Origin of the sequence: Streptosporangium sp. NPDC051022 (genome assembly GCF_040683035.1) — a bacterium.
In the GTDB taxonomy this organism is placed as follows: Bacteria; Actinomycetota; Actinomycetes; order Streptosporangiales; family Streptosporangiaceae; genus Streptosporangium.
Map to the genome: position 1 here is coordinate 1 of NZ_JBFBCF010000049.1, position 21,116 is coordinate 21,116.

The 21,116-nt window shown below is 69.8% G+C and carries 21 protein-coding genes and 1 pseudogene; 12 read left to right on the forward strand and 10 right to left on the reverse strand.

Features of this window, described 5'->3' with window-relative positions; all coding sequences use genetic code 11:
* Window positions 1–90: 90 nt before the first annotated feature.
* From AB0N02_RS44035 to AB0N02_RS44045, 3 genes are all read right to left on the reverse strand, one after another.
* Complete coding sequence (locus tag AB0N02_RS44035; protein WP_363960477.1) at window positions 91–342, reverse strand: hypothetical protein; 252 nt, start codon at window positions 340–342, stop codon at window positions 91–93.
* 84 nt (window positions 343–426) lie between these two features.
* The gene (locus AB0N02_RS44040) at window positions 427–1,131 is read right to left on the reverse strand and encodes an FCD domain-containing protein (RefSeq protein ID WP_363960480.1); all 705 of its coding nucleotides are present in this window, start codon (window positions 1,129–1,131) and stop codon (window positions 427–429) included.
* A complete protein-coding gene (locus tag AB0N02_RS44045; RefSeq protein WP_363960483.1) occupies window positions 1,128–1,622 on the reverse strand; it encodes a VOC family protein in 495 nt (164 codons plus the stop codon). The genes AB0N02_RS44040 and AB0N02_RS44045 overlap by 4 nt, the downstream gene beginning before the upstream one ends.
* Window positions 1,623–2,123: 501 nt before the next feature.
* Here AB0N02_RS44045 and accB point away from each other — a divergent pair.
* The 10 genes from accB (at window position 2,124) to AB0N02_RS44095 (ending at window position 14,002) form a co-directional block, all read left to right on the forward strand.
* Window positions 2,124–2,645, forward strand: coding sequence for an acetyl-CoA carboxylase biotin carboxyl carrier protein (gene accB / locus AB0N02_RS44050; RefSeq protein WP_363960486.1), 522 nt, complete (start codon window positions 2,124–2,126; stop codon window positions 2,643–2,645).
* Entirely contained in the window at window positions 2,642–3,994 is a 1,353-nt protein-coding gene (locus AB0N02_RS44055) for a biotin carboxylase N-terminal domain-containing protein (protein ID WP_363960489.1), read from the forward strand. The genes accB and AB0N02_RS44055 overlap by 4 nt, the downstream gene beginning before the upstream one ends.
* Complete coding sequence (locus AB0N02_RS44060; RefSeq protein ID WP_363960492.1) at window positions 3,991–5,457, forward strand: hypothetical protein; 1,467 nt, start codon at window positions 3,991–3,993, stop codon at window positions 5,455–5,457. Before AB0N02_RS44055 ends, AB0N02_RS44060 begins: the two co-directional genes overlap by 4 nt.
* The gene (locus AB0N02_RS44065; RefSeq protein WP_363960495.1) at window positions 5,454–6,323 is read left to right on the forward strand and encodes an HAD hydrolase-like protein; all 870 of its coding nucleotides are present in this window, start codon (window positions 5,454–5,456) and stop codon (window positions 6,321–6,323) included. Before AB0N02_RS44060 ends, AB0N02_RS44065 begins: the two co-directional genes overlap by 4 nt.
* The gene (locus tag AB0N02_RS44070) at window positions 6,320–8,149 is read left to right on the forward strand and encodes a PEP-utilizing enzyme (RefSeq protein ID WP_363960498.1); all 1,830 of its coding nucleotides are present in this window, start codon (window positions 6,320–6,322) and stop codon (window positions 8,147–8,149) included. The genes AB0N02_RS44065 and AB0N02_RS44070 overlap by 4 nt, the downstream gene beginning before the upstream one ends.
* The gene (locus AB0N02_RS44075; RefSeq protein ID WP_363960501.1) at window positions 8,146–9,285 is read left to right on the forward strand and encodes a PEP/pyruvate-binding domain-containing protein; all 1,140 of its coding nucleotides are present in this window, start codon (window positions 8,146–8,148) and stop codon (window positions 9,283–9,285) included. Before AB0N02_RS44070 ends, AB0N02_RS44075 begins: the two co-directional genes overlap by 4 nt.
* The gene (locus tag AB0N02_RS44080; protein ID WP_363960504.1) at window positions 9,272–11,269 is read left to right on the forward strand and encodes an acetoacetate--CoA ligase; all 1,998 of its coding nucleotides are present in this window, start codon (window positions 9,272–9,274) and stop codon (window positions 11,267–11,269) included. Before AB0N02_RS44075 ends, AB0N02_RS44080 begins: the two co-directional genes overlap by 14 nt.
* Window positions 11,266–12,162 carry an amidohydrolase family protein gene (locus AB0N02_RS44085; protein WP_363960507.1) on the forward strand — a complete coding sequence of 299 codons (897 nt, stop codon included), beginning with the start codon at window positions 11,266–11,268 and terminating at the stop codon, window positions 12,160–12,162. Before AB0N02_RS44080 ends, AB0N02_RS44085 begins: the two co-directional genes overlap by 4 nt.
* Window positions 12,159–13,040 (forward strand): IclR family transcriptional regulator, encoded by an 882-nt coding sequence (locus tag AB0N02_RS44090; protein ID WP_363960510.1) that lies wholly within the window; start codon window positions 12,159–12,161, stop codon window positions 13,038–13,040. Before AB0N02_RS44085 ends, AB0N02_RS44090 begins: the two co-directional genes overlap by 4 nt.
* A 305-nt stretch (window positions 13,041–13,345) precedes the next feature.
* The gene (locus AB0N02_RS44095) at window positions 13,346–14,002 is read left to right on the forward strand and encodes a DUF2716 domain-containing protein (protein ID WP_363960513.1); all 657 of its coding nucleotides are present in this window, start codon (window positions 13,346–13,348) and stop codon (window positions 14,000–14,002) included.
* Between the two features lie 187 nt (window positions 14,003–14,189).
* Here the strand turns inward: AB0N02_RS44095 and AB0N02_RS44100 are convergent, their stop codons facing one another.
* From AB0N02_RS44100 to AB0N02_RS44110, 3 genes are all read right to left on the reverse strand, one after another.
* Window positions 14,190–14,771, reverse strand: coding sequence for a dihydrofolate reductase family protein (locus tag AB0N02_RS44100; protein ID WP_363960516.1), 582 nt, complete (start codon window positions 14,769–14,771; stop codon window positions 14,190–14,192).
* 65 nt (window positions 14,772–14,836) lie between these two features.
* A complete protein-coding gene (locus AB0N02_RS44105; RefSeq protein WP_363960518.1) occupies window positions 14,837–15,676 on the reverse strand; it encodes a helix-turn-helix domain-containing protein in 840 nt (279 codons plus the stop codon).
* 72 nt (window positions 15,677–15,748) lie between these two features.
* Window positions 15,749–15,910 carry a hypothetical protein gene (locus AB0N02_RS44110; RefSeq protein WP_363960521.1) on the reverse strand — a complete coding sequence of 54 codons (162 nt, stop codon included), beginning with the start codon at window positions 15,908–15,910 and terminating at the stop codon, window positions 15,749–15,751.
* 366 nt (window positions 15,911–16,276) lie between these two features.
* On the opposite strand from AB0N02_RS44110, the gene AB0N02_RS44115 reads away from it, so the two are divergent.
* Window positions 16,277–17,434: a M4 family metallopeptidase gene (locus AB0N02_RS44115; protein ID WP_363960611.1), complete on the forward strand. Its 1,158-nt coding sequence runs from the start codon at window positions 16,277–16,279 to the stop codon at window positions 17,432–17,434.
* Here AB0N02_RS44115 and AB0N02_RS44120 read toward each other — a convergent pair.
* From AB0N02_RS44120 to AB0N02_RS44135, 4 genes and pseudogenes are all read right to left on the reverse strand, one after another.
* Window positions 17,419–17,526, reverse strand: a pseudogene (locus AB0N02_RS44120) (hypothetical protein); the annotation flags it as partial. The gene AB0N02_RS44115 and the pseudogene AB0N02_RS44120 overlap by 16 nt on opposite strands.
* A gap of 10 nt (window positions 17,527–17,536) precedes the next feature.
* The gene (locus tag AB0N02_RS44125; protein ID WP_363960524.1) at window positions 17,537–18,556 is read right to left on the reverse strand and encodes a zinc-binding dehydrogenase; all 1,020 of its coding nucleotides are present in this window, start codon (window positions 18,554–18,556) and stop codon (window positions 17,537–17,539) included.
* Window positions 18,553–19,554, reverse strand: coding sequence for a Gfo/Idh/MocA family oxidoreductase (locus tag AB0N02_RS44130; protein WP_363960527.1), 1,002 nt, complete (start codon window positions 19,552–19,554; stop codon window positions 18,553–18,555). The genes AB0N02_RS44125 and AB0N02_RS44130 overlap by 4 nt, the downstream gene beginning before the upstream one ends.
* Entirely contained in the window at window positions 19,551–20,174 is a 624-nt protein-coding gene (locus AB0N02_RS44135; RefSeq protein WP_363960530.1) for a polysaccharide deacetylase family protein, read from the reverse strand. Before AB0N02_RS44135 ends, AB0N02_RS44130 begins: the two co-directional genes overlap by 4 nt.
* Window positions 20,175–20,308: 134 nt before the next feature.
* On the opposite strand from AB0N02_RS44135, the gene AB0N02_RS44140 reads away from it, so the two are divergent.
* The gene (locus tag AB0N02_RS44140; protein ID WP_363960533.1) at window positions 20,309–21,079 is read left to right on the forward strand and encodes a GntR family transcriptional regulator; all 771 of its coding nucleotides are present in this window, start codon (window positions 20,309–20,311) and stop codon (window positions 21,077–21,079) included.
* The last annotated feature ends 37 nt before the right edge of the window (window positions 21,080–21,116 follow it).

The window sequence follows — 21,116 nt, forward strand, 5'->3', positions numbered from 1 at the left end:
GCATCAGGTCGTCACCGGTGTAGATGCGACGCTTGAAACCGGGCTTGATCTCCTTGAAGGCGGCGTCGTCGAAACGCCACACATGGTCGGTCATGTTCTCTCCGTCGTCGGGGTGTCGGTAAGAACCGTGACACCGGCCGCCAAATAGTTGATCTTGAAGGTTTGTGAATTGGTGGTCAGGAGTCTGTGCCGGTGTCCCGTCAGGGCTTCGCGCACCGAGGCACTCTCCGGCGGGCGTGCGAGGGTGGCGACCTGCGGGAACGCCGTCTCATATGGACGGTCCGCAAAATCGTCCGGCGATGGGGGGAAGGATTCACAGCCGCAGATCACTACGGCGATCACAACCCCGGAAATGGTCCCAAAACTATGATCAATTACTTGGTGGCGGGTGTCACGGTTCTTGTCGGCACCCCTCGTGGGGGGCTTTCAGACCATCCGGGCAATCATGGAATGCTCGACCTGGCCGAGGTGGAATTCGGCGGCCTGGGCCGCGCAGTCCTCGTCGCCGACCTGGATCGCTTCGGCGATGCGCCGGTGGGCGGCGCACGAATCGGCGATCACCTCGCGCACCGCGGCGGCGTTGGTGGTCGAGTCGAGTAGCGTGTGGAACTCCTCGGAGGCGAAGACGCCGTCGAGGACCTTGCCGTACAGCTCCTGCAGGGTCGGGTTGCCGCAGGCGCGGGCGACCGTCCAGTGGAAGAGCCGGTCGGAGGCGCGGAAGTCCTCCAGTGACATCTCCTCGGTGAACGACCCGGCGATCCGTAGCAGTTCGTCGCGTTCGGCGGGGGTCGCCCGGGACGCGGCGAAGCGGGCGATCGACACCTCGATGACCCTGCGGCATTCGAACAGCTCGCGCACCCGGCTCTTACGGGGGTCGACGCTGATCTCCGGCAGCTTCTCCGCGACGTGGAAGCGGTTGCCGATCTTGTGGATGCGGCCCAGGGCCAGCAGGCTCTGCACCGCCTCCCGCACCGAGGTGCGGGCCACGCCGAACTCCTCGCACAGCGCGCGTTCGGAGGGCAGCCGGCCGCCCGGGGGCAGCACGCCGCTCTCGATGCTCTCCAGGAGGCTGTCGCGGATCTCCTCGGAGAGCATGCGCCGGGCCACCGGCTCGAATCTGGGGCGGTTCACGAGCCGGCGCCTTCCATCAGTGCGGCGAAGCGGCGGCGCTCGGCGGGGATGTCCAGCGGCCGGATGATCGCCTCGTGCTCCTCCTCGCCCCAGAACTCGGCGGGGACCAGCCACATGACCTCGAACTCCAGGCCGTCGGGGTCCTTGGCGTACAGGCTCTTGTTGGCCCCGTGGTCGCTGGCGCCGTGCAGCGCGCCCTCGCGCGCCAGCCGCTCCCCGACCGCCTCCAGCTCCTCCAGGGTGGGGACCTCCCAGGCGATGTGGTACATGCCCACGGTCCGCCGACCGGCCTGGGAGTCACCCGCGGACGACCCGATCGTGAACAGCGCCAGGTCGTGGTGGTTGCCGGAGTCGGGAGCCCGCAGGAACACGTACTGCCCCGCCGGCCCCTCGATGATCACCTTGAAATCCAGCACCCGCCGGTAGAAGTCCGCGGTCCCGCGCGCGTCCCGCACGTAGAGGACCGCGTGGTTCATCCGAGTGATACCCATCTGATCGTCTCCCCAGGTTTTGGTCTGTTGGTTCGACAATCGGAGCATAAGTTGGCCAGACCAAAGAAATCAAGGGCCCCCTGGGAGAAAACGTGCAGCAACTCCTGACCTAAGGCCCGAAACGGGCAGGCATGGCCGAAGCGCTGACCGAACTCGACCTGCTCGCGGCGGCCGGGCACGCCCGCGGCGCCGGGGACGTGCCGGATTCGCGCTGTCGCCCAGGGCTTCCAGTGCCGCCCAGTACCGCCCAGTGCCGCCCGGTGCCCCTCCGGCCTCCGGTCGCACTCGGCGATCGTCGCGCGCCGCCTCGCAGGCCGGGTCTCCGGCGGGCTCGTTCTGGGAGGCGGCGATCGCCTCGACGGTGGCCGCACGTCACGACCTGGCCTTTTTGCGTCAGACGGAAAGTCTGATGGATTTATTGCGCTCCCCGCAATTTGCCTCCACGATGGTCTGCACGCCACACGCAGCGTGTGACGTGAAGCACGGAAGGGCACGCGATTCGTGGACATTGACCTCGAGGAGCTTGCAGCGATCATCGAGCTGCTCGACAAGACCGAGTTCACCCAGTTCCGGTTCGAGAAGGGGGACCTGCGGATCGCGGTCAGCCGGGGTGGGGCGCCGCTCGACCCCGCCGCCCACGCGGCACCCCCGGTGCCGGCCGTCACGACGGCCCCGGCGAGCGCCCAGGCGCCGACGCCGGTAACCGTGCGGCCCGCTCCCGCGCAGGCCACACCCACGGCGAGCGCGGCGAGCTTCGACGAGAGCCGGCTCGCGGCCGACGAGATCGTCGTGCGGGCCCCGCTGCTCGGCACCTTCTACCGCTCCCCGAAGCCGGGGGAGCCGCCGTTCGTCGAGGTCGGCGACAAGGTGGAGCCGGACTCGGCGCTGTGCATCGTCGAGGTCATGAAGCTGATGAACTCCGTGACCGCGGGCGTGGCCGGCGAGATCTCCCAGGTGCTCGCCGCCGACGCCGGGCTGGTGGAGTTCGACCAGCCGCTCTTCGTGATCCGGCGGCTGCCGTGACCCACCGGATCTTCATCGCCAACCGAGGCGAGATCGCCGTCCGCATCATCGAGGCGTGCGACCGGCTCGGGTTCGAGACGGTGCTCGGCGTCTCGCGGGCCGACACGGCGACGCTGGGCGCCCGGCGCGCGACGCGGTCCGTCGTCCTCGGCGGCCCGCAGTCCCGCGACAGCTACCTCTCCGTCGCCGGTGTGGTCCACGCGGCGGTCGCGACGGGTTGCACGGCGCTCCACCCCGGCTACGGCTTCCTCTCCGAGCGTGTGGAGCTCGCCCGGGCCTGCGCCGACAACGGCATCGTCTTCATCGGCCCCTCTCCCGAGGCGCTCGAGGCGCTGGGCGACAAGCTGAGTGCTCGCGCCATGGCGACCCGCCTCGGCGTTCCGGTCTCGCCGGGCGGCACCGCCTCCTCGCTGGAGGAGGTGGAGAAGCTCGGCGCCGAGGTCGGCTTCCCGATCCTGGTCAAGGCGGCCCACGGTGGTGGCGGTCGCGGGATGAAGCTGGTCACCACGCCCGAGGAACTGGCCGAGGCGTGGTCGCTGGCCTCGTCGGAGGCCGAGGCCGCCTTCGGTGACGGCACCGTCTTCCTGGAGCGCTACGTCACCGACGCCAAGCACGTCGAGGTCCAGATCCTGGGCGACCGCCACGGCCACCAGATCCACCTGGGGGAGCGGGAGTGCTCGGTGCAGTACCGGTACCAGAAGGTCGTCGAGGAGTCGCCCTGCGTCGCCCTCGACCGGCCGACCCGCGACGTGCTCACCACCAGCGCGCTCGCGATAGCCCGCGAGCTGGACTACGTCGGCCTGGGCACCGTGGAGTTCCTGTACGACGTGGCGCGCCGCGAGGTCGCCTTCCTCGAGGTCAACCCACGCCTCCAGGTCGAGCACCCGGTTACCGAGCAGGTGACCGGCATCGACCTCGTCCGTGAGCAGATCCTGGTCGCGCTCGGCGAGCCGCTCTCGGTCGCCCAAGACGATGTCGCGGTCACGGGCCACGCCATCGAGTGCCGCATCACCGCGCAGGATCCCGCCCGCGGACTGCTGCCCAGCCCCGGCCCGGTCAAGCGCTGGCGGCCACCCGTGGGCGGCGGCATCCGCCTGGACTCCCACATCTACCAGGGCTACGACTTCCCGCCCTACTACGACGCCCTGATGGCGAAGCTGGTCGTCTGGGGCACCGACCGTGACGCGGCCCGGACACGCATGGAGCAGGCACTGGCCGGCTTCGAGATCGACGGTCTGGTGACCTCCCGCGACCTGCTCGCCCGGATCGTCGCCCACCCCGACTTCGCCGACGACTCGGTCACCACGCACTGGCTCGCCGACACGATCCTCACAGGGGAGCCCGCATGACCGCCGTGAGCCTCGTCGACGTCACCATCCGCGACGGCAACCAGAGCCTGTGGGGGGCGGTCGGCATCACCCGGCGCATGGTCGAGGGCATGGCCCCTGACCTCGACAAGGTCGGCTACCGGGCGATCGAGCTGGCCAGCAGCACACTGCTCGCCACATCGGTGCGCTTCCACAAAGAGGACCCCTGGGAGACGCTGCGGGCCGCCCAGCGGCTGATGCCCAACACGCCGCTGGCGTTCCTGACCACCGGGAAGCGGTTCATCACCTTCTACCGCACCCCCGAGTCCCTCTTCGAGCTCGCCTTCACCCTGCTGGTCCGCAACGGCGTCAGCCGGCTGTGGGTGGTCGACCCCATGCATGACATGGAGGGGGCCAAACGGATGGCAGAGATGGCCAAGCGGGTCGGGTTCACCGACGTGGTCGCCGGGATCTGCTACACGACCAGCCCGGTCCACACCGACGACTACTACGCCGCCAAGATCGCCGAGCTCGACGAGTGCGCCGCGATCGACAGCGTCTACCTGAAGGACCCCGCCGGTCTGCTCACTCCCGAGCGGCTGCGGTCGCTCGTGCCCCGCCTGCAGTCGACCCTGCACCGGCTGCGCCTGGACGAGATCCACAGCCACGCCACCACAGGCCTCTCGCCGCTGACCCTGCTCGCGGCCGCCGACCTGGGCATGACCAAGCTGCACTGTGCCCTGCCACCACTGGCCAACGGCACGTCCCACCCGGCCGGCCCACGCCTGGTCCACAACCTGCGTGCCCGCGGGCACCAGGTCGACGTCGACGTCGAGGCCATGCGGCGGGCCTCGGCGTACCTGCAGCGGCAGGCGAGGATCAAGCGCCTCCCGGTCGGTGCGCCGCTGGAGTACGACGATGCGTACTACCGTCACACCATCCCCGGCGGCGTCCAGTCGACGCTGACCCGCCAACTGCGTGAGCTGGGCCGTCCAGAGCTGTTCGACGCCGTCATCGAGGAGTCGGTCAACGTGCGCCGCGACCTGGGCTGGCCGATCGTGATGACCCCGTTCGCGCAGTACATCGTCACGCAGGCGACGCTGAACGTGATCACCGGCGAGCGGTACAAGCAGCTCAGCGACGAGGTCATCGATCTGCTGCGCGGCGACTTCGGGCCGCTGCCGGGCGAGGTCGACCAGGACCTCCTCGACAGGGCCATGTCCACCCGGCGTGGCCGGCTCCCCGCGTCCGACGGCAAGGAGGAGGTGACCGTCGCCGACCTGCGGCGTCGCTTCGGCGCGGACCTCACCGAGGAGGAGCTGCTGCTTCGGGCGGTCATGCCCGGCGAGCAGGTCGACGCGATGGTCGCCGCGAAGCAGGACTCGCCGGTCGCCGCCCTCAAGGGGCTGCTACGGGCCGCCGAGAAGCGCCCCGGCCTGAGCGTCGCGGTCAGCAGCGGCACCACGAAGTTCACCATCGAGCGAGCACCGGAGGCGGTCTCATGACCTCACTGGAGTCGATCCGCGGCTGGGTCCTGGACGTCGACGGCTGCCTGGTCCGGACCAGTCGCGCCGGCGGGCGCGGTGGCACCGCGATCCCCGGGGCGGCGGAGTTCCTGACGGCGATCAAGGCCGCCGGGCACCGTGTGATCGTGTGCACCAACGCCTCGGAGAAGGCCCCCGGCGTGTACGCCGACCACCTGCGTGACATCGGCCTGGCGGTCGAGGACGAGGCGTTCGTGACCGCCGGCAGCGCGACCGCCGAGCACATCCACGCCCACCACCCGGGTGCCCGCGTCCTCGCCGTCGGTGACGAGGGCATCACGGTGCCGCTGCGCGACCTCGGCGTCACGCCGGCCTCGGCCGCCGACACCGTGCTCGCCGACGGGCTCGCCGACGTGGTCGCGGTCGGCGCCGCCCCGTCGTACGCCGCCGCCGACCTCAGCGCCGCCGCCCTCGCGGTCGACGCAGGCGCGGCGTTCTACACCACTGTCGAAACCCCCTGGTTCCACGGCGGCCTCGGCCGGTCGCTGGCCGTCTCGGGAGCGATCGCGGCGAGCATCACCTGGGCCACCGGCCGCTCCCCGATGGTGGGCGGCAAGCCGTCCGCCGTCCTGGCCGAGTCGCTGCTGCGACAGCTGGGGCTACCGCCCGAGCAGGTCGCGGTCGTCGGCGACTCGCCCGCCGAGGTCGGGCTCGCCCGCCACATGGGAGCGCTGTCGGTGATGGTGCTCAGCGGCGCCGTCACACCCACCGCACTCGCAGACATGACCGGAGGCGAACGGCCCGACGTCGTCTTCGACGACGTCGCGGACCTGCACCGCCATCTTGGACTTTCCCATCACGAATCACAGCAAGGAGTTGTCTCATGAGCGGAGAGGTCTCGCGCTTCCCCTTCTTCCACGAGGCCCCGGCACCGGAGGGGGCCGAGGGGTGGGAGTCGATGTACCCCTACTACCTGCTCCCACGTGAGGAGACCCGCGCCTGGGAGGACTCCATCCTCTGGTTCGCCGACACGATGCACTGGTCGCGCGGCGTCCACCCGTTCGACAGCATCGGCGCCGAGGCGGTCTACCTCGGTGCCGGCCAGAACAGCGCCCGCATCTTCGTGCTGCCCACTTCGCTCGGCCTCGACGTCCGTGTGCAGAACGGCTACGTCTACATCGCCGGCATCCCGGTCACCGACCCCGCCGAGATCGAACGGCGCGCGGCGCTGTTCCAGGAGCGGGCCGGCTTCTACTACGCCAACTGGGACGAGCTCTACGCCAAGTGGAAGACCAAGGTGACCGAGGCGGTCGCCGGCATGAAGACGATCAGCTTCCCGCCGCTGGGCGAGCTGGACCCGATCGAGGTCGTCACCGAGGCCCGCGGCCGCTCGACCTCGTGGGACATCATCGCCAACTACCACCGGCTCATCGATGAGTTCTTCCTGGTCTGGCAGTACCACTTCGAGTTCCTCAACCTCGGCTACGGCGGATACATCGTCTTCTTCCAGTTCTGCAAGCAGGCCTTCCCGCAGATCACCGAGCAGGAGGTCGCGCGCCTGGTCGCCGGCGTCGACGTACTCGCCTTCCGGCCGGACGACGAGCTGCGCAAGCTGGCCCAGATGGCCGCCGACCTCGACCTGGTCGGCGTACTCTCCGGCGCCGCACCGGCGGCGGACAAGTTCTCCGCCCTCGCCCAGAGCGAGAACGGCGAGGTGTGGCTCAAGGCCTACCGGTCCGCCCAGGACCCGTGGTTCAACTACTTCGCGGAGTACGGCTTCACCCACGACCAGGACACGTGGAACTCCAACCCGGAGATCCCGCTGCAGGGCATCGCGCGATACGCCGCCCGGATCCAGGCCGGTGAGGACATCACCCGTCCGGTCGAGCGCCTCTCCCGTGAGCGCGACGAGATCGTCGCCGAGTACCGCAACCTGCTCAGCCCCGAGGAGCAGGCCCAGTTCGACGAGCTGCTCGGCCTGGCCCGCAAGGTGTTCCCCTTCATCGAGGAACACAACATCTACGTCGAGCACTGGACCCACACCGTCTTCTGGGAGAAGGTGTGGGAGCTCGGTGACTTCCTCGTCTCGGTCGGCTTCGCCACCGAGCGCGACGACGTCTTCTACCTCAACCGCTTCGAGCTCGACGAGGTCCTCGCCGACATCGTGCAGTCGTGGGCGATCGGGGTGGAGATCCGCGGCAAGAAGAAGTGGGCCGACATCATCGCCCGGCGCCGCCCGATCGTCGCCGCCCTCCAGAGCCATAGCGCCCCGCCGGCGTACGGCATCCCGCCGGAGGAGGTCACCGACCCGTTCGCGGTCATGAACTACGGCGTGACCACGGACCGGATCAAGGAGTGGCTGGGCGCGTCGAGCGGGTCCAGCTCGACCCTGACCGGCATCCCCGGCGGCCCCGGAGTCGTCGAGGGCCCGGTCCGGGTGCTGCGCACCGAGAAGGATCTCGCGCTGCTGCAGCCGGGCGAGATCCTGGTCGCCGCGATCACCGCCCCGTCGTGGGCGGCCGCCTTCTCGGTGGCCACCGGGGTCGTCACCGACATCGGGGGCATGATGAGCCACGCCGCCATCGTCTGCCGCGAGTACGGCGTCCCGGCCGTGGTCGGCACGGGCTTCGCCACCGCCAACCTCAAGACCGGTCAGCGCGTCCGCGTCGACGGCGACACCGGCACCGTGACCGTGCTGGAGGACGTTCAGTGAGCGCGCCCGTCGTGACCCGCAGCACCTTCATCCTGCCGTTCTCCGATGCGGGCCGTCCCGACGCCCGCGAGGTCGGCGGCAAGGGCAAGGGCCTGGCGGAGATGACCCGGGCGGGGCTGCCGGTCCCTCCGGGGTTCACGGTCACCGCCGGCGCCTACCGGGAGTTCCTGGCCGCCGGCGACCTGCGCGAAAGGCTCGCCGCCCTGGTCGCCGAGGTCGACCTGCACGACGCCGTCTCGGTGGAGCGGGTCTCCGGCGAGCTGGAGGATCTGCTCGCCGCCCAGCCGCTGCCCGACCGTCTCGTGGGTGAGATCGCGGCGGCCTACGGCGCCCTCTGTGACCAGGTCGGCGTGCCCGGCCTGGCGGTCGCCGTACGCTCCAGCGCCACCGCCGAGGACTCCGCCGCCGACAGCTTCGCCGGCGAGTTCGAGACCTGGGTCGACATCACCGGCGTCGACGACGTCCTGGCCCACGTTCACCGGTGCTACACCAGCGTGTACGCAGGCCGCGTGCTGCACTACGCACTCGAGCGCGGCATCGACCTGGCCGGTGTCGAGATGGCCGTGGTCGTCCAGAAGGTGGTCCGTGCCCGGGCCGCCGGTGTGATGTTCACCCTCGATCCGATCACGGGCGACCGCTCCCGCATCGTGCTGGAGTCCAGCTGGGGCCTCGGCCTGGCCGTCGTCGGCGGCGAGGTGACCCCCGACCGCTTCATCGTCAGCAAGGTCGGCCTCAGACTGCAGGACAAGGTGCTCGGCGCCAAGCGCGTGGAGTATCGCAACGGTGCCGGCGCGGTCCCGGTGGAGGAGGCGCGCCAGCAGGAGTTCTGCCTGCGCGACGAGGAGGCGCTCGCCCTGGCGGCACTGGCCAAGACCGTCGAGCAGGAGCACCACGCCCCGCAGGACATCGAGTTCGCCGTCGACGAGGACCTCCCCGAGGGGCAGAACCTGGTGCTCCTGCAGTGCCGCCCCGAGACGGTGTGGAGCAGTAAGCAGCGCGCCCCGAAGTTCGAGCAGGGGGCAGGCCTGATGTCCTGGATCACCGGCAGCATCAGCTCGGTTTCCGCCACGCACTCCACCGGCTCCTCGGCTGCGCCGGGGCAGGCACACGAGGAGGTCGGCCATGATCACGGCTGAGGACGCGACGTTCGCGCACCCGGTCCGGCCCGGGCTGCTCTCCGAGCCGCCCGCCGATATCCGTGAGCACTCCCAGATCGGCCACTACCTCGACTGGCTCGAGCGTGAGCGCGGGCTCGCCTTCGCGACGTACGACGAGCTGTGGGAGTGGTCGGTGACCGACCTTGAGGCGTTCTGGGTCAGCATCTGGGACTACTTCGCGGTCACCTCGCACACGCCGTACGAGCGGGTGCTCTCCTCCCGGGAGATGCCGGGTGCCAAGTGGTTCGAGGGCGCCACCCTCAACCTGGCCGAGCACATGCTGCGCCACCGTGACCTCGACGACCAGGTGGCGGTCGTCGCCGTCTCCCAGACCCGTGCCGACGTGGAGCTCACCTTCGGCCAGGTGCGCGAGCAGGTCCAGCGGGCCCAGGCCGGCCTGAAGGCGCTCGGCGTCCGGCGTGGCGACCGGGTCGCGGCGTACCTGCCCAACATCCCGGAGACGATGATCGCCTACCTGGCCACCATCAGCCTGGGCGCGATCTGGGCCAGCTGCGCCCCCGAGTTCGGCGCCACCGGGGTGCTGGACCGGTTCGGACAGATCGAGCCGAAGGTGCTCCTCGTCGTCGACGGCTACATGTACGGCGACAAGCGCGTCGAGCGGGTCGCCGAGGCGCAGGCGATCCGCGCCGGGCTGCCCTCGGTCGAGCACGTCGTGCACGTGCCCTACCTGGACCAGGCGATCGAGGACGCGGTGACCTGGGAGGAGTTGCTCAGCCGGCCGGTCGATCCGTCGGAGCCGATGGCCTTCGAGGCGGTCCCGTTCGACCACCCGGTCTCGGTGCTGTTCACCTCCGGCACGACCGGCCAGCCCAAGCCGATCGTGCACGGCCACGGCGGCCTGTTGCTGGAGCACCTGAAGAACCACGCTCTGCACTGGGACCTCGGCGCCGGCGACCGGCTGCTGTGGTTCACGACGACCGCGTGGATGATGTGGAACGCGCTCGTCTCGACGCTGCTGGTGCGCGCCGGCATCGTGATGATCGACGGCAACATCGCCTATCCCGACGTGACCATGCAGTGGCGGCTGGCAGAGCGGACGCGGCCGACCGTGATGGGCGTCAGCGCCGGCCTGCTCATGCAGTGCCGCCGCGAGAGCCGGCACCTGGCCAAGGAGTTCGACCTCAGCACGCTCCACCAGCTCGGCGTCGTCGGCAGCCCGCTGCCGCCGGAGGGGTACCAGTACGTGCACGAGCAGTTCGGCGACGGCGTACTCCTCAACGTCGGCAGCGGTGGCACCGACGTCTGCTCCGGAATCGTGCAGGGCAACCCGCTCGAACCGGTCTGGCTCGGGGAGATGTCGGGCCGCAGCCTCGGGGTGGAGGCCTATGCGTTCGACGAGCACGGGAAGCCGGTCGTGGGTGAGCTCGGCGAGTTGGTCATCACCGCCCCGATGCCGTCGATGCCGGTCGGCTTCTGGGGCGACGCCGACGGCAGTGGCTACCGTGCGGCGTACTTCGATGTCTATCCCGGCGTGTGGCGCCACGGCGACTGGATCCGCTTCAGCGAGGCCGGCAGCTGCGTCATCACCGGCCGCTCCGACGCGACCCTGAACCGCGGGGGAGTGCGCCTCGGGACGGCGGAGTACTACCGGGTCGTGGAGGGGATGCCCGAAATCGCCGACAGCCTGGTCGTGCACCTGGAGGATTCCGACGGCGGTGTGGGGGAGCTGATCCTGTTCGTCACCCTCGCTCCAGGGGCTGTCCTCGACGACGCGCTCCTGGGACGCATCCGCAGCGCGATCCGCACGCGGCTCTCGCCGCGGCACGCCCCCGACGAGGTCGTGGCGACCCCGGCCATCCCGCACACCCGGACCGGCAAGAAGCTGGAACTGCCGATCAAGCGGATCCTGAGCGGCAGGCCGGTCGAGGCGGTGCTCGATCCCGACGCCGTCGACGACGCCGGCGCGCTGGCGTTCTTCGCGACAAGGGGGGCGGGCCGGTGACCCGGTACGAGCCGCGCATCGACGTCGACGCCATCACGGCGCTCGACATCCACGCCCACATCGAGACCGACGGCCACGGCCACTTCGCCCTCGACCAGGAGCTGCTGGACGCCTCCGCCAAGTATTTCCGCGGCGACCAGGAGCGCACCCCGACGCTGGAGCGGATCGCGGCCGTCTACCGCGAGCGCCAGATGGCCGCGGTCGTCTTCACCGTCGACGCGAGCACCTTCCTCGGCCGGCCCGCTCTGTCCAGCGAGGAGATCGCCGAGGCCTGTACCGACCACGCTGACGTACTCATCCCCTTCGGCTCCGTCGACCCCAACCACGGGAGCGAGGCGGTGAAGAGGGCACGGCACCTGGTCGAGAAGTACGGCGTGCGGGGGTTCAAGTTCCACCCCAGCCTGCAGGCCTTCGACCCGTCCGGCCGGGCCCACTATCCGCTGTGGGAGGCGCTCGAGGAGCTGGGCGTCATCGCCCTCTTCCACACCGGCCAGACCGGCATCGGTGCCGGCCTGCCCGGGGGAAGGGGCATCAAGCTCCGTTACTCCGACCCGATGCTGGTCGACGACGTCGCCGCCGACTTCCCGCAGCTCGACATCGTGCTCGCGCACCCGTCGGTTCCCTGGGTCGACTCGTCCATCTCGATGGCCACGCACAAGGGCAACGTCTACCTCGACCTGTCCGGCTGGTCGCCGAAGTACTTCCCGCCCCAGCTGGTCCGGCAGGCGAGAACACTGCTGCAGGACAAGGTGCTCTTCGGCTCCGACCTGCCGGTGCTCATGCCCGACCGGTGGCTGTCGGACTTCGAGAAGCTGGAGATCCCCGAGCCGGTCCGGCACAAAATCCTCAAGGAGAACGCCGTGCGGCTCCTCGGGCTCGGGGGGACGCGATGAGCGAGCTGTCCGGTCCGCCGCCGATCGAGTCGGTCGATCGCGCGCTGCAGTTGCTGACCATCCTCCACGACGGCACCGAGCTCAGCGCCACTGACGCCGCCCAGCGGCTGGGCGTCGCCGCGTCCACCGCCTACCGCCTGCTCTCCTCCCTGGTGTATCGCGGCTACGCGGTCCAAGGACGCGACCGTCGCTACCGTCTCGGGCCCGCCCTCGTACCCGCGTCGGCGCAACCCCTGACAGTCGGTGGCCTGCGGGCCCTGGCGCACTCCTCCCTCGAGACGCTGCATGAGCGGACGAGTGAGACAGTCCAGCTCATGGTGCTCGAACGGCGCAGCATCCGCTTCGTCGACGGCATCGAGAGCGAGTTCCCACTGCGTGTCGGTGTCCGGACCGGCGAAAAGATGCCCGCCCACTGCTCGGCCGGCGGCAAGGCCATCCTCGCGGCGATGAGCAACGCCGACCTCGATCGTCTCTACCAGACGGGTCTACCACCGTGGCCCACCGCCAAGCTGACCGACCTGGGCACACTGAAGCGGCACCTGACCCAAGTACGGCAGCAGGGCTACGGCCGCAACCACGAGGAGACCGAACGAGGAGTGAGCGGCATCGGGATGGCCGTCAACGGTGTGCTCGGACAACCCGTCGCCGCGATCACCGTCGCCGTCCCCTCCGCCCGCTTCACCCGCGACCACATCGACAAATGTCTCGCCGCGCTCAGAGACGCCGCCGCCGAAACCGCTGACCGGCTGCGCAGCGCCGTCGCGGTCGCCAACACGGGCGCCGCGAAGCGCCCGGCTGAATCGCTGCCGGACGCCGGCCACTGTCGCGGGCCGGAGGTGAACAACACAAGCCCTGATGCACGGCCGCTGCAGGCGTGACGCGCACCGCGCGCCGGATGGAAGGCGACGGATGATCCTCGAAGGCAGGAGAGCACTCGTCACAGGAGCGGGTCGTGGGATCGGACGCGCGATCGCCGTGGCCTAGGCGGCGGAAGGGGCCCGGGTAGCCGCCGCCGACATCGACGATCCGGCCGGCAAGGAGACTGCCGGACTGATCGGCGATGTCGGCGGCGAGGCGTTCTTCGTCCACGCCGGCGTCACCGCCGTGCCGGACCAGACGGCCCTGGTGAACCCGGCCGTCTCGACCTGGGGCGGCCTGGACGGAATGGCGCAGTATTCCGCACGTGCGTCCACATCGTGCGCCGCGTCATCTCGTCGCCGAAGCGGCCGGCACCCTGGTCCCCGCCCACCTCGCGGCGGGCTTCCACGAGATCGCCCGAGTCAGCACCTACCGCTGGGCGCCCCCCGGTGAGCCGGCCCGGGACCGTCCCGCCAAGCAACTTCTGTCCGAACCCGAACATGACGAGATCTGGAAACGGTTCGAAACACGGTTCGACGTGACCTACGAGACCGCCGACCGGGGAATCGCCGAGCCCCCGGCATCCGCCACCTGGTACCTCGATGCCGTCGAGCACCCGGACGACCCGCTGCTTGCCGAGGTAGAGGCGATCGTCGCGCGCGGACTGCGCGCCGGCGCACGGCCCGGCGACCGGCTCTACCGCCTCAAGTGGTACGTCAGCGGCTCCCGCATCGACCCGACTCGCGTCGGCGGGCCGGGACAGCCCCGCTGGATGAGCTACGCGTACCTCGTCGACGAGCATGTCGTTCAAGTCACCGAGGACCTCCGGATGGGCACGTTCGGCAACTGGCGGGAAGCTTCCCTTTGTGTCTTCGGCGACGAGCTCCTCGCCCATGTGGACGAGGAGCTCACCGACCTCCTCGACACCGTGCTGCGGCGTGGCGGGCGCCCGGTCGGCAATATCTGGAGTTTCGGCCCCTGACGACATGCCACCTTTGTACGTTCAGCCGTACCTGCTTCCGCACTCCAGTTGAACTGGCCGCAGGTGAGGTGCTGGGGCGGATCGGCGCCGGCTGCCCGACCAGGGACAGCGATGCGCGAACGCAGCCGGAGGCCCGATCTTGTGTCACCGTTCGCAGTGGACTTCTTCGCGTACCCGCTCAGATCGGTCAACGGCGCACCCGATAACGCAGGTGAAGCACCCGGTTGCCCTGAATCACCACGTCAGGATCCTCCAACAGGTGCTGCGCGTGGACCGACCCGAAGTAGCGCTTGCCGGACCCGAACACGACGGGTACGACGTCCATGCGCACCTCGTCGATCAGGCCCGCGGCAAGCATCTGGCCGCCGACGTCGCCAGCGGCGACCTCGACCATGCGGTCACCCGCAAGCTCCTGCGCCTTGGCCACGGCTGCCTCGACGCCGTCGACGAAGTGAAACGGCGCCTCTGGGTCCCAGCCCTCGGGCATCGGCCGGTGCGACACGACGACCACGTGGTCGATGCCGCCCGGCGGCTTGCCGCCCCAGCCGTCCGTCATGTCGAAGACGTGGCGGCCGACGATCGTGACTCCGATCTGGTCCCAGTACGGCCGGGTGTAGTCGTAGGACGTCTGCGACACCTTCAGCTCGCCGCTCTCGTCCAACGGGACGTCACCGCTGGACAACCAGTCGAACAGCGGTCCGGGCTGGTCATTGTCGTCCGCGACGAAGCCGTCCACCGACACCGAGCTGTACATGACCACCTTGCCCACGGGGCTCTCCTCTGCTTTGGGGTGCCCCAAATTAGCGTGTCGTGAGCTGTCGTTCTTGTAAGAAATCAATCGGCCGGCAGCGGCCAGCTGTCCAGCACGTGGCCGGGATGTTCGCGCAGGAACCGCCGCCGGACTTCGACGTACCGGGTCGGCGTGAGCCCGGTGAACGCCCGGAACTCGTGGCCGAAGTGGGCCTGGTCGAAGTAGCCTGCGCCACCGGCGAGGTCGCCCCAGTCGATCGGTCCGGCGGGGTTGATCGCGAACACGGTGGCGGCGAAGCGGTAGGTGCGGGCCAGCCGCTTCGGGGTGACGCCGATGAGCTCCTTGAACCGCTGCGCCAGATGAGTGCTGCTGACACCGGCTGCCACGCTCAGGTCGCCGATCGCCACCGCCCCGCTGGCCGCCGCGATGACGCTGCTCGTATGGCGGACCAGCCCCAGACCGGCGGTCTCGCACAGCCGTCGCATTAGCTCCTCCTCGAGCAGCGTCAGCATCTCGTGCGGTCCGTCCGCCGTGGCCAGCCGGTCTCGCAGCTCAGCAATGGCGGGCCGGCCCCAAACCTGCTCTACCGTCACCGGCCGGTCACACAGCTCGGCCGCAGGCATCGGCAGGAACGGCGCCAGCCCCCACGGCTTGAAGTGCACACCGACGGACCGGGTCCGGAGTGGGTAGCCGAACTCGAAGGCGCGGGTGGGCATGGTGACCACGCAGCCGTCGGCGTACTCGGCCGTCTCGATGTCGGTGCCGGCGCGGATGCGGAACGGCGCCCCGAGGTTGACGATGAGCAACGCCGACGGCATCGGCGGCAGCATCAGCCGGGCGTACGGCGGCGCACCCTCCAGGTAGTAAAGGTCGTCGATCAGCCCGTCCAGCGGCGGTCGCGGCACTCTGGACACGTACTCCACGCCCACAGTATCGCCGACGCCCCGCCGGGATGGTCCAGTCGCGCTGCCGCCGGAACGGGCGAGCGTCCGGCGTTACGCAGTCGGCAGGTCGGTGAGGTCCAGGCGCCGGTCGGTGCGCAGCTGGATCTCACCGTAGGGGGTCATGTTGGTGTGGAACAGCGGCGTGAGCCCGCGCCGGTCGGCGTCGGTCGGGACGTTCTCCCACTTGGGTAGGGCGAGGGTGTCCTGGATCATCAGCGTGTTGATCAGACCGAGCGCCGATTAAGGTGTCTCCAATCCCCTGCCGGACGGTCCAAGCTGAATCATCTTCCTGTACACGCAGGCCAGGCCCTACTTCGTTGGATTCACGGCCGAAACCACGAGGACCCCTCCCGGGGCTGGAACACGTTTTCCGGCCCCCGGTCCGTGCGTCCGTCGAGAGCGCTATACACGCCATACGCCCGAAATATGGGGATTTGTAGGGTTCTCCGCCCCTCATGTCGATGTCACCGTTGGGGCAGCCCTGGCCGGCCACGGCTCCTTGCGCTTGCGGACAAGGAGTCATCGCGTATGAACCCCAAAACCACGCTGGGAGCGTTCACTCTCATGACGGTCGTCGCCATGGGCGCGACGGCGCCGGCGAGCGGCGCGGAGACCACGAGCACGGTGTCCCGGCTCGCCACGGCACACAGTGCGGGCACGGACGGGAACCTCTCCTCCGGCCAGGCGCTCCTGGGCTCAGGCAACAGTCACTTCAACGGCAACCCGGTGACCATCCAGACCACGTCCTCCGGGGGCGTGTACTCCCTGAGCGACCCCACCCGCCCCGGCCTGAACTGTGGCCCTTTCAACGGCCCCGTCTTCACCAAGTCGACCGACACCTGGGGCAACGGAACGGCCCTCGACCTGGAGACCGCCTGCGTCGACGTCATGTTCGCCGCGCAGAAGCACTGGGACATGCTGCGCGACTGGCTGGGACGCAACGGCGTCGACGGAACCGGCCGCACCTACCCGGCGTCCGTCGGCGTGAACCGGTTCGACGCCTACTGGGACGGCGTCCGCGCCACCTTCGGTTACAACACCGCCCACACCAAGCAGCTCACCTCCCTCGACGTGGTCGGCTTCGTGTACGGCGGCATCGTCTACGAAAAAACCGGCTCCTACGGCGGGAGCGGTCTGGAGCCAGAGTCCCTCAACCGGTCGGCCGACGAGATCTTCGGCACCCTGACCGAGCACTACGTCAACCACCCCCTCGCCCTGGACGAGCCGGACTACCTGATCGGCGAGGAGGTGAACGTGGACGGCGGGGGACCGATAATGCACATGTACGACCCCTCACTGACTAATCATCAGAACTGTTACCCCCCCTCCCCGGGCATAGTCTCCGACGGCGGGCCGCAGGACCACTGGTTCTACCTTCTCGCCGAGGGCACCAACCCGCCGGGCAAACCCGCCAGCCCGGTCTGCGCGGGCCCGTCCTCACTGACCGGCATCGGCATCCAGAAGGCGGCCCGGATCTTCTACCAGGGGCTCCAGCGCAAGGCCTCTGGCTGGTCATACGCCAAGGCACGCCTGGCCACCGTAGTGGCCGCCAAAAACCTCTACGGCTGCGCCGAGGTGAACGCGACCAAGGCCGCGTGGACCGCCATCCGCGTCGCTCCCCAGTACGGCGAGCCGACCTGCCCGTTGTCCACTCCCACTCCCTCCGGCCCCTCCTCTCTCAGTGAGATCACGGTCACCCCGCCGATGATCTCCAGCCGTTCCGGGTCGGTGCCGTGAGGGACGAGCTCCCCGATCGGCAGGCGGTCGTGCCGTGCGGCGAGGCCTTCGATCAGCTCCGGCGTGTACGTGCTGCCGCCGCCGACAACCACGAGCTGACGGTCACCGTTCCTCCTTCACGTCGGTCCAGTCGAAGCAGAACGCTCCGGCCGGTGCGCCGCCGTCTCGCAGGCGTGCGTAGGTGGATTCCGCGTCCATGGGGGACACCCGCCCGGAGATCATTCCGGCGGTTCGGAACGTTCCGGAGGCGAGGCGGCGGAAGTACAACTCGGTCACCGCGTCGCGGTTGAGCGGGCCGGCTGACGGGTCGTCGGAGACGAGGTCGCCGTGCGCCCCGAGGATGGTCAGCGAGTTGCTGACCACTCCGGGGCCGAGCATCTGCCGGGACGGCGTGGGCGTGTCGCCGAGCAGGACGACACGGCCCAGCGTGCGGGCCAGCAGTACCGCCTGGGAGAGTACGGCGGGGTTGCCGGTGACGTCGAAGACCACGTCGGCGAACCGGCCGCCGGTCAGGTCGGCGACGGCGGCGCGGGCGTCGGCCGCGGTGGCCGCGAGCAGGTCGCTCGCGCCGCTCGTTCGCGCCAGGTCGAGCCGCCTGGCATCGGTGTCGACGGCGACGACGCGGGAGGCTCCGTGCGCGACCGCGTACTGGACGACCAGCTGACCTACCGGGCCGAGTCCCAGGACCACGACGGTCTCGCCCAGGGTGATCGCGGCTCTGGCGGTGCCCGCCGCCGCGGTGACGACGAGGGGGACCCACACCGCCTCCTCGTCCGTCACGCCGCCGGGCAGCAGCCGGGCCTCGCGCTCGGTGAGTGTGACCAGCTCCTGGTGGGGCGCGTAGCTTTGCACGCGGTCACCGGGCCGCAACGTCGTGACGCCTTCGCCGACCGCCTCCACGATCCCGGCCATGCTGTACCCGGGCCGGAACGGGTAACGCACCCACTCCTCCCAGTTGGTGCCCGGGTCGAACTCGCCGCGCAGGCAGGCCAGCTCGGTGCCGGGGCTGATCAGCGACAGCGTGGTGCGGCACAGCACTTCGCCAAAGCCCGGGGGAGCGACGCTCTCACGCGCCACGCGCACCTCGCCCGGTTTCGGGAACTCCACGAACAACGACCTCATTGGTCCCTCCCAAGGTGTACGGTCTGCCCGCGGGCCGCGCTCTGGTATGCCGCCTCGATGATCCGCATCGAGGTGATGCCGTGCGGTGTGCCGGGCGCGGGGTCGGCCCCGGCCAGGGTGCCCAGGAACGCACGCATCTGGGTGTCGTATCTGCGCTGGAGCGCCGCTTCGGTGAGCTCACCGGGAAACGTCTCCGCGCTCCGCTGTCCGGCCCGTATCAGCGTGCCGGGGAAGGTCTGCGCGTACGCCTTGGTGCCGGACACGCGCATGCTCCCCGTCGGACCCGGCGTGTGCGGATGCCACCAGCCCGCCTCCACGCCGGAGGTGACCCCGTTGTCCCAGACGATCGTGAGGATCGCGGTGTCGTCGACCGGCAGGTCGCGGTAGTGCGTCCCGCAGTGCGCGCTCACGCTGACGGGCTGGGGGTCGCCGAGGACGTGGCGGGTGACGTCGATGGCGTGGACGCCAAGGTCCATGAGCACGCCGCCGCCCGCCAGCGCCGGGTCGGTGAACCAGCCCTCGGGGCCGAACCCGGCGTGGACGGCGTACGCGGTGGTGTGGACGGGCCGGCCGAGCGTCCCGTCGTGCACCAGGTCGCGCAGCCAGCCGATCTGCTCGTCGAAACGCAGGCAGTGGGCGAGCATCACTCGGGCACGTGGGCTTTCGGCGGCGGCGATGGCCAAGGATTCGGCGACGCTCAGCGCCATCGGCTTCTCCAGCAGCACGGAAACCCCGGCCTGCAGCGCCTTGACCGTCTGCTCGGCGTGCAGGGAGTTGGGCGTGGCCACGATGAGGCCGTCCACGTCGCCGTCCGCCAGGAGGCGGTCGAGGTCGAGGTAGCGGCGGGCGATGCCGTACCGCTGTGACAGGGCGTCGAGGGACTCCCGCCGATGGTTGACTGCGGCGACCAGCGTGGCGCCGGCACTGGCGACGGCGCGTGCGTGATAGTCGGCGATGTAGCCGGTCCCGGCGATGGCCAGGCGCGGTGGGTGGTTCATGCGAGTTCGTCCATGCGGACGAAGCGGGCACCGGCCGCGCGCAGACCGTCGATGACCAGCGGCAGGGCACGGCCGGTGGCCTTGGTCCATGGATGGAACAGCACCACGGCGCCGTCGCCGTGCGCGGTGGCCTCCTCGATGACCAGGCGGGCGACCTTCGGCCCGGTGGCCTTGCCGCGCCAGTCGAACGGGTCCACGTGCCAGCTCGTCTCCTGGTAGCCGAGCCGGTCCAGTGCGGACCGGATCGCCGGGTCTTCGCTGCCGTCGCCGAACGGGCAACGGAACCAGGGGCGCGGGTCGTGGCCGGTGGCGCGGCGGATGGCGCGTTCGGCGAGCTGTACGTCCTGGTTGAAGGCCTTGGGCGACAGCCAGCTCATCGGCGCGTGGTGGTGGGAGTGGTTGCCGATCAGGTGACCGCGGGCGGCCAGGTCTTTGGCCAGTGAGGGGTTCGCCTGGGCCCAGCGCCCCTGGATGAACATGGTCGCCACGGCCTTGCGATCGGTGAGCGTTTCGAGCACGTGCCGGGTGCCGTCCGGGTGAGCGGGCTGATCGCCGTGCTCGACGTCGAAGGTCAGCGCCACTCGCCAGGGCGCCGGTTGGGTTCGGGGTGACTTCGTCACGCCTTGTACCTGCCTCTGATTCGGGGGGTGCCGCCTTGACAGACGTTGACAGAGGGAGCGGCTGTGATCAGTATTGCTGACAACATTGTCAGCAATCAACTGCTCGACAGGTTCTGGAAGGAAGCGAACGCCCGATGGCCCGCTATCGGCTCGAGGCCGGTCCGATCCCCCTCCACCACCAGGTCTACCTGGACCTGAGCACCGCGCTCGACCAGGGGGAATGGCAGGCGGGAGACCGCTTGCCACCGGAAAGAGAGCTGGCCCGCCGCTACGGATGCAGCCTCATCCCGGTACGGCGGGCCCTGGCCGAGCTGGCCCGCGAGGGACGCCTGGAGCGCACCCGCGGACGCGGCACGTTCGTCCTGCATTCCCGGCTGGAGGTCGACCTGGGCACCAGCCAGAGCTTCGCCGACCTCATGCACATGCATGGCATGGACCCGGACACCAGGCTGGTCAAGTCCGGGATCGAGATGCCCGGAGAGATGGTCGCCGCCGCACTGGCCCTGGCCGCCGGCGCGCAGGTCGTCTACCTTGAGCGCCTGCGCATCGCCAACGGCGAGCCGCTCATCCTGGAGCAGGTCTACCTGCCGGCCGACCGCTTCGCCGGGCTGCTCGACCATGACCTCGAGCGCAACTCCCTCTACAGCCTGCTGGGCGAGCACTACGGGGCCAGGATCGTGCGCGCCCGCGAGGTCATCGAGCCGGTACGGCTGCGCGCCCACGAGGCCCGCCTGCTCGACCAGCCGGTGGAACGCCCCGCCATGCTCGTCGAGGGGATCGCCTTCGGCCCCGACGACGAGCCCATCGAATTCACCCGCAGTTACGTGAGAGGCGACAGAGCCCGCCTCTCCTTTGAACTCTCCATCGCCCGCCCCCCGGACCCCAGCCTCGGGAGAGACACGTGAATCGGTTATCGCACGTCTTAGCCGCGATCGTATTGGC

Coding starts and splice junctions, on each gene's coding strand:
- AB0N02_RS44045 (WP_363960483.1), bottom strand. CDS start 1,622: ATGGGTATCACTCGGATGAACCACGCGGTCCTCTACGTGCGGGACGCG.
- AB0N02_RS44060 (WP_363960492.1), top strand. CDS start 3,991: ATGACCGCCGTGAGCCTCGTCGACGTCACCATCCGCGACGGCAACCAG.
- AB0N02_RS44065 (WP_363960495.1), top strand. CDS start 5,454: ATGACCTCACTGGAGTCGATCCGCGGCTGGGTCCTGGACGTCGACGGC.
- AB0N02_RS44070 (WP_363960498.1), top strand. CDS start 6,320: ATGAGCGGAGAGGTCTCGCGCTTCCCCTTCTTCCACGAGGCCCCGGCA.
- AB0N02_RS44080 (WP_363960504.1), top strand. CDS start 9,272: ATGATCACGGCTGAGGACGCGACGTTCGCGCACCCGGTCCGGCCCGGG.
- AB0N02_RS44090 (WP_363960510.1), top strand. CDS start 12,159: ATGAGCGAGCTGTCCGGTCCGCCGCCGATCGAGTCGGTCGATCGCGCG.
- AB0N02_RS44110 (WP_363960521.1), bottom strand. CDS start 15,910: ATGATCCAGGACACCCTCGCCCTACCCAAGTGGGAGAACGTCCCGACC.
- AB0N02_RS44115 (WP_363960611.1), top strand. CDS start 16,277: ATGGGCGCGACGGCGCCGGCGAGCGGCGCGGAGACCACGAGCACGGTG.
- AB0N02_RS44125 (WP_363960524.1), bottom strand. CDS start 18,556: ATGAGGTCGTTGTTCGTGGAGTTCCCGAAACCGGGCGAGGTGCGCGTG.
- AB0N02_RS44130 (WP_363960527.1), bottom strand. CDS start 19,554: ATGAACCACCCACCGCGCCTGGCCATCGCCGGGACCGGCTACATCGCC.
- AB0N02_RS44140 (WP_363960533.1), top strand. CDS start 20,309: ATGGCCCGCTATCGGCTCGAGGCCGGTCCGATCCCCCTCCACCACCAG.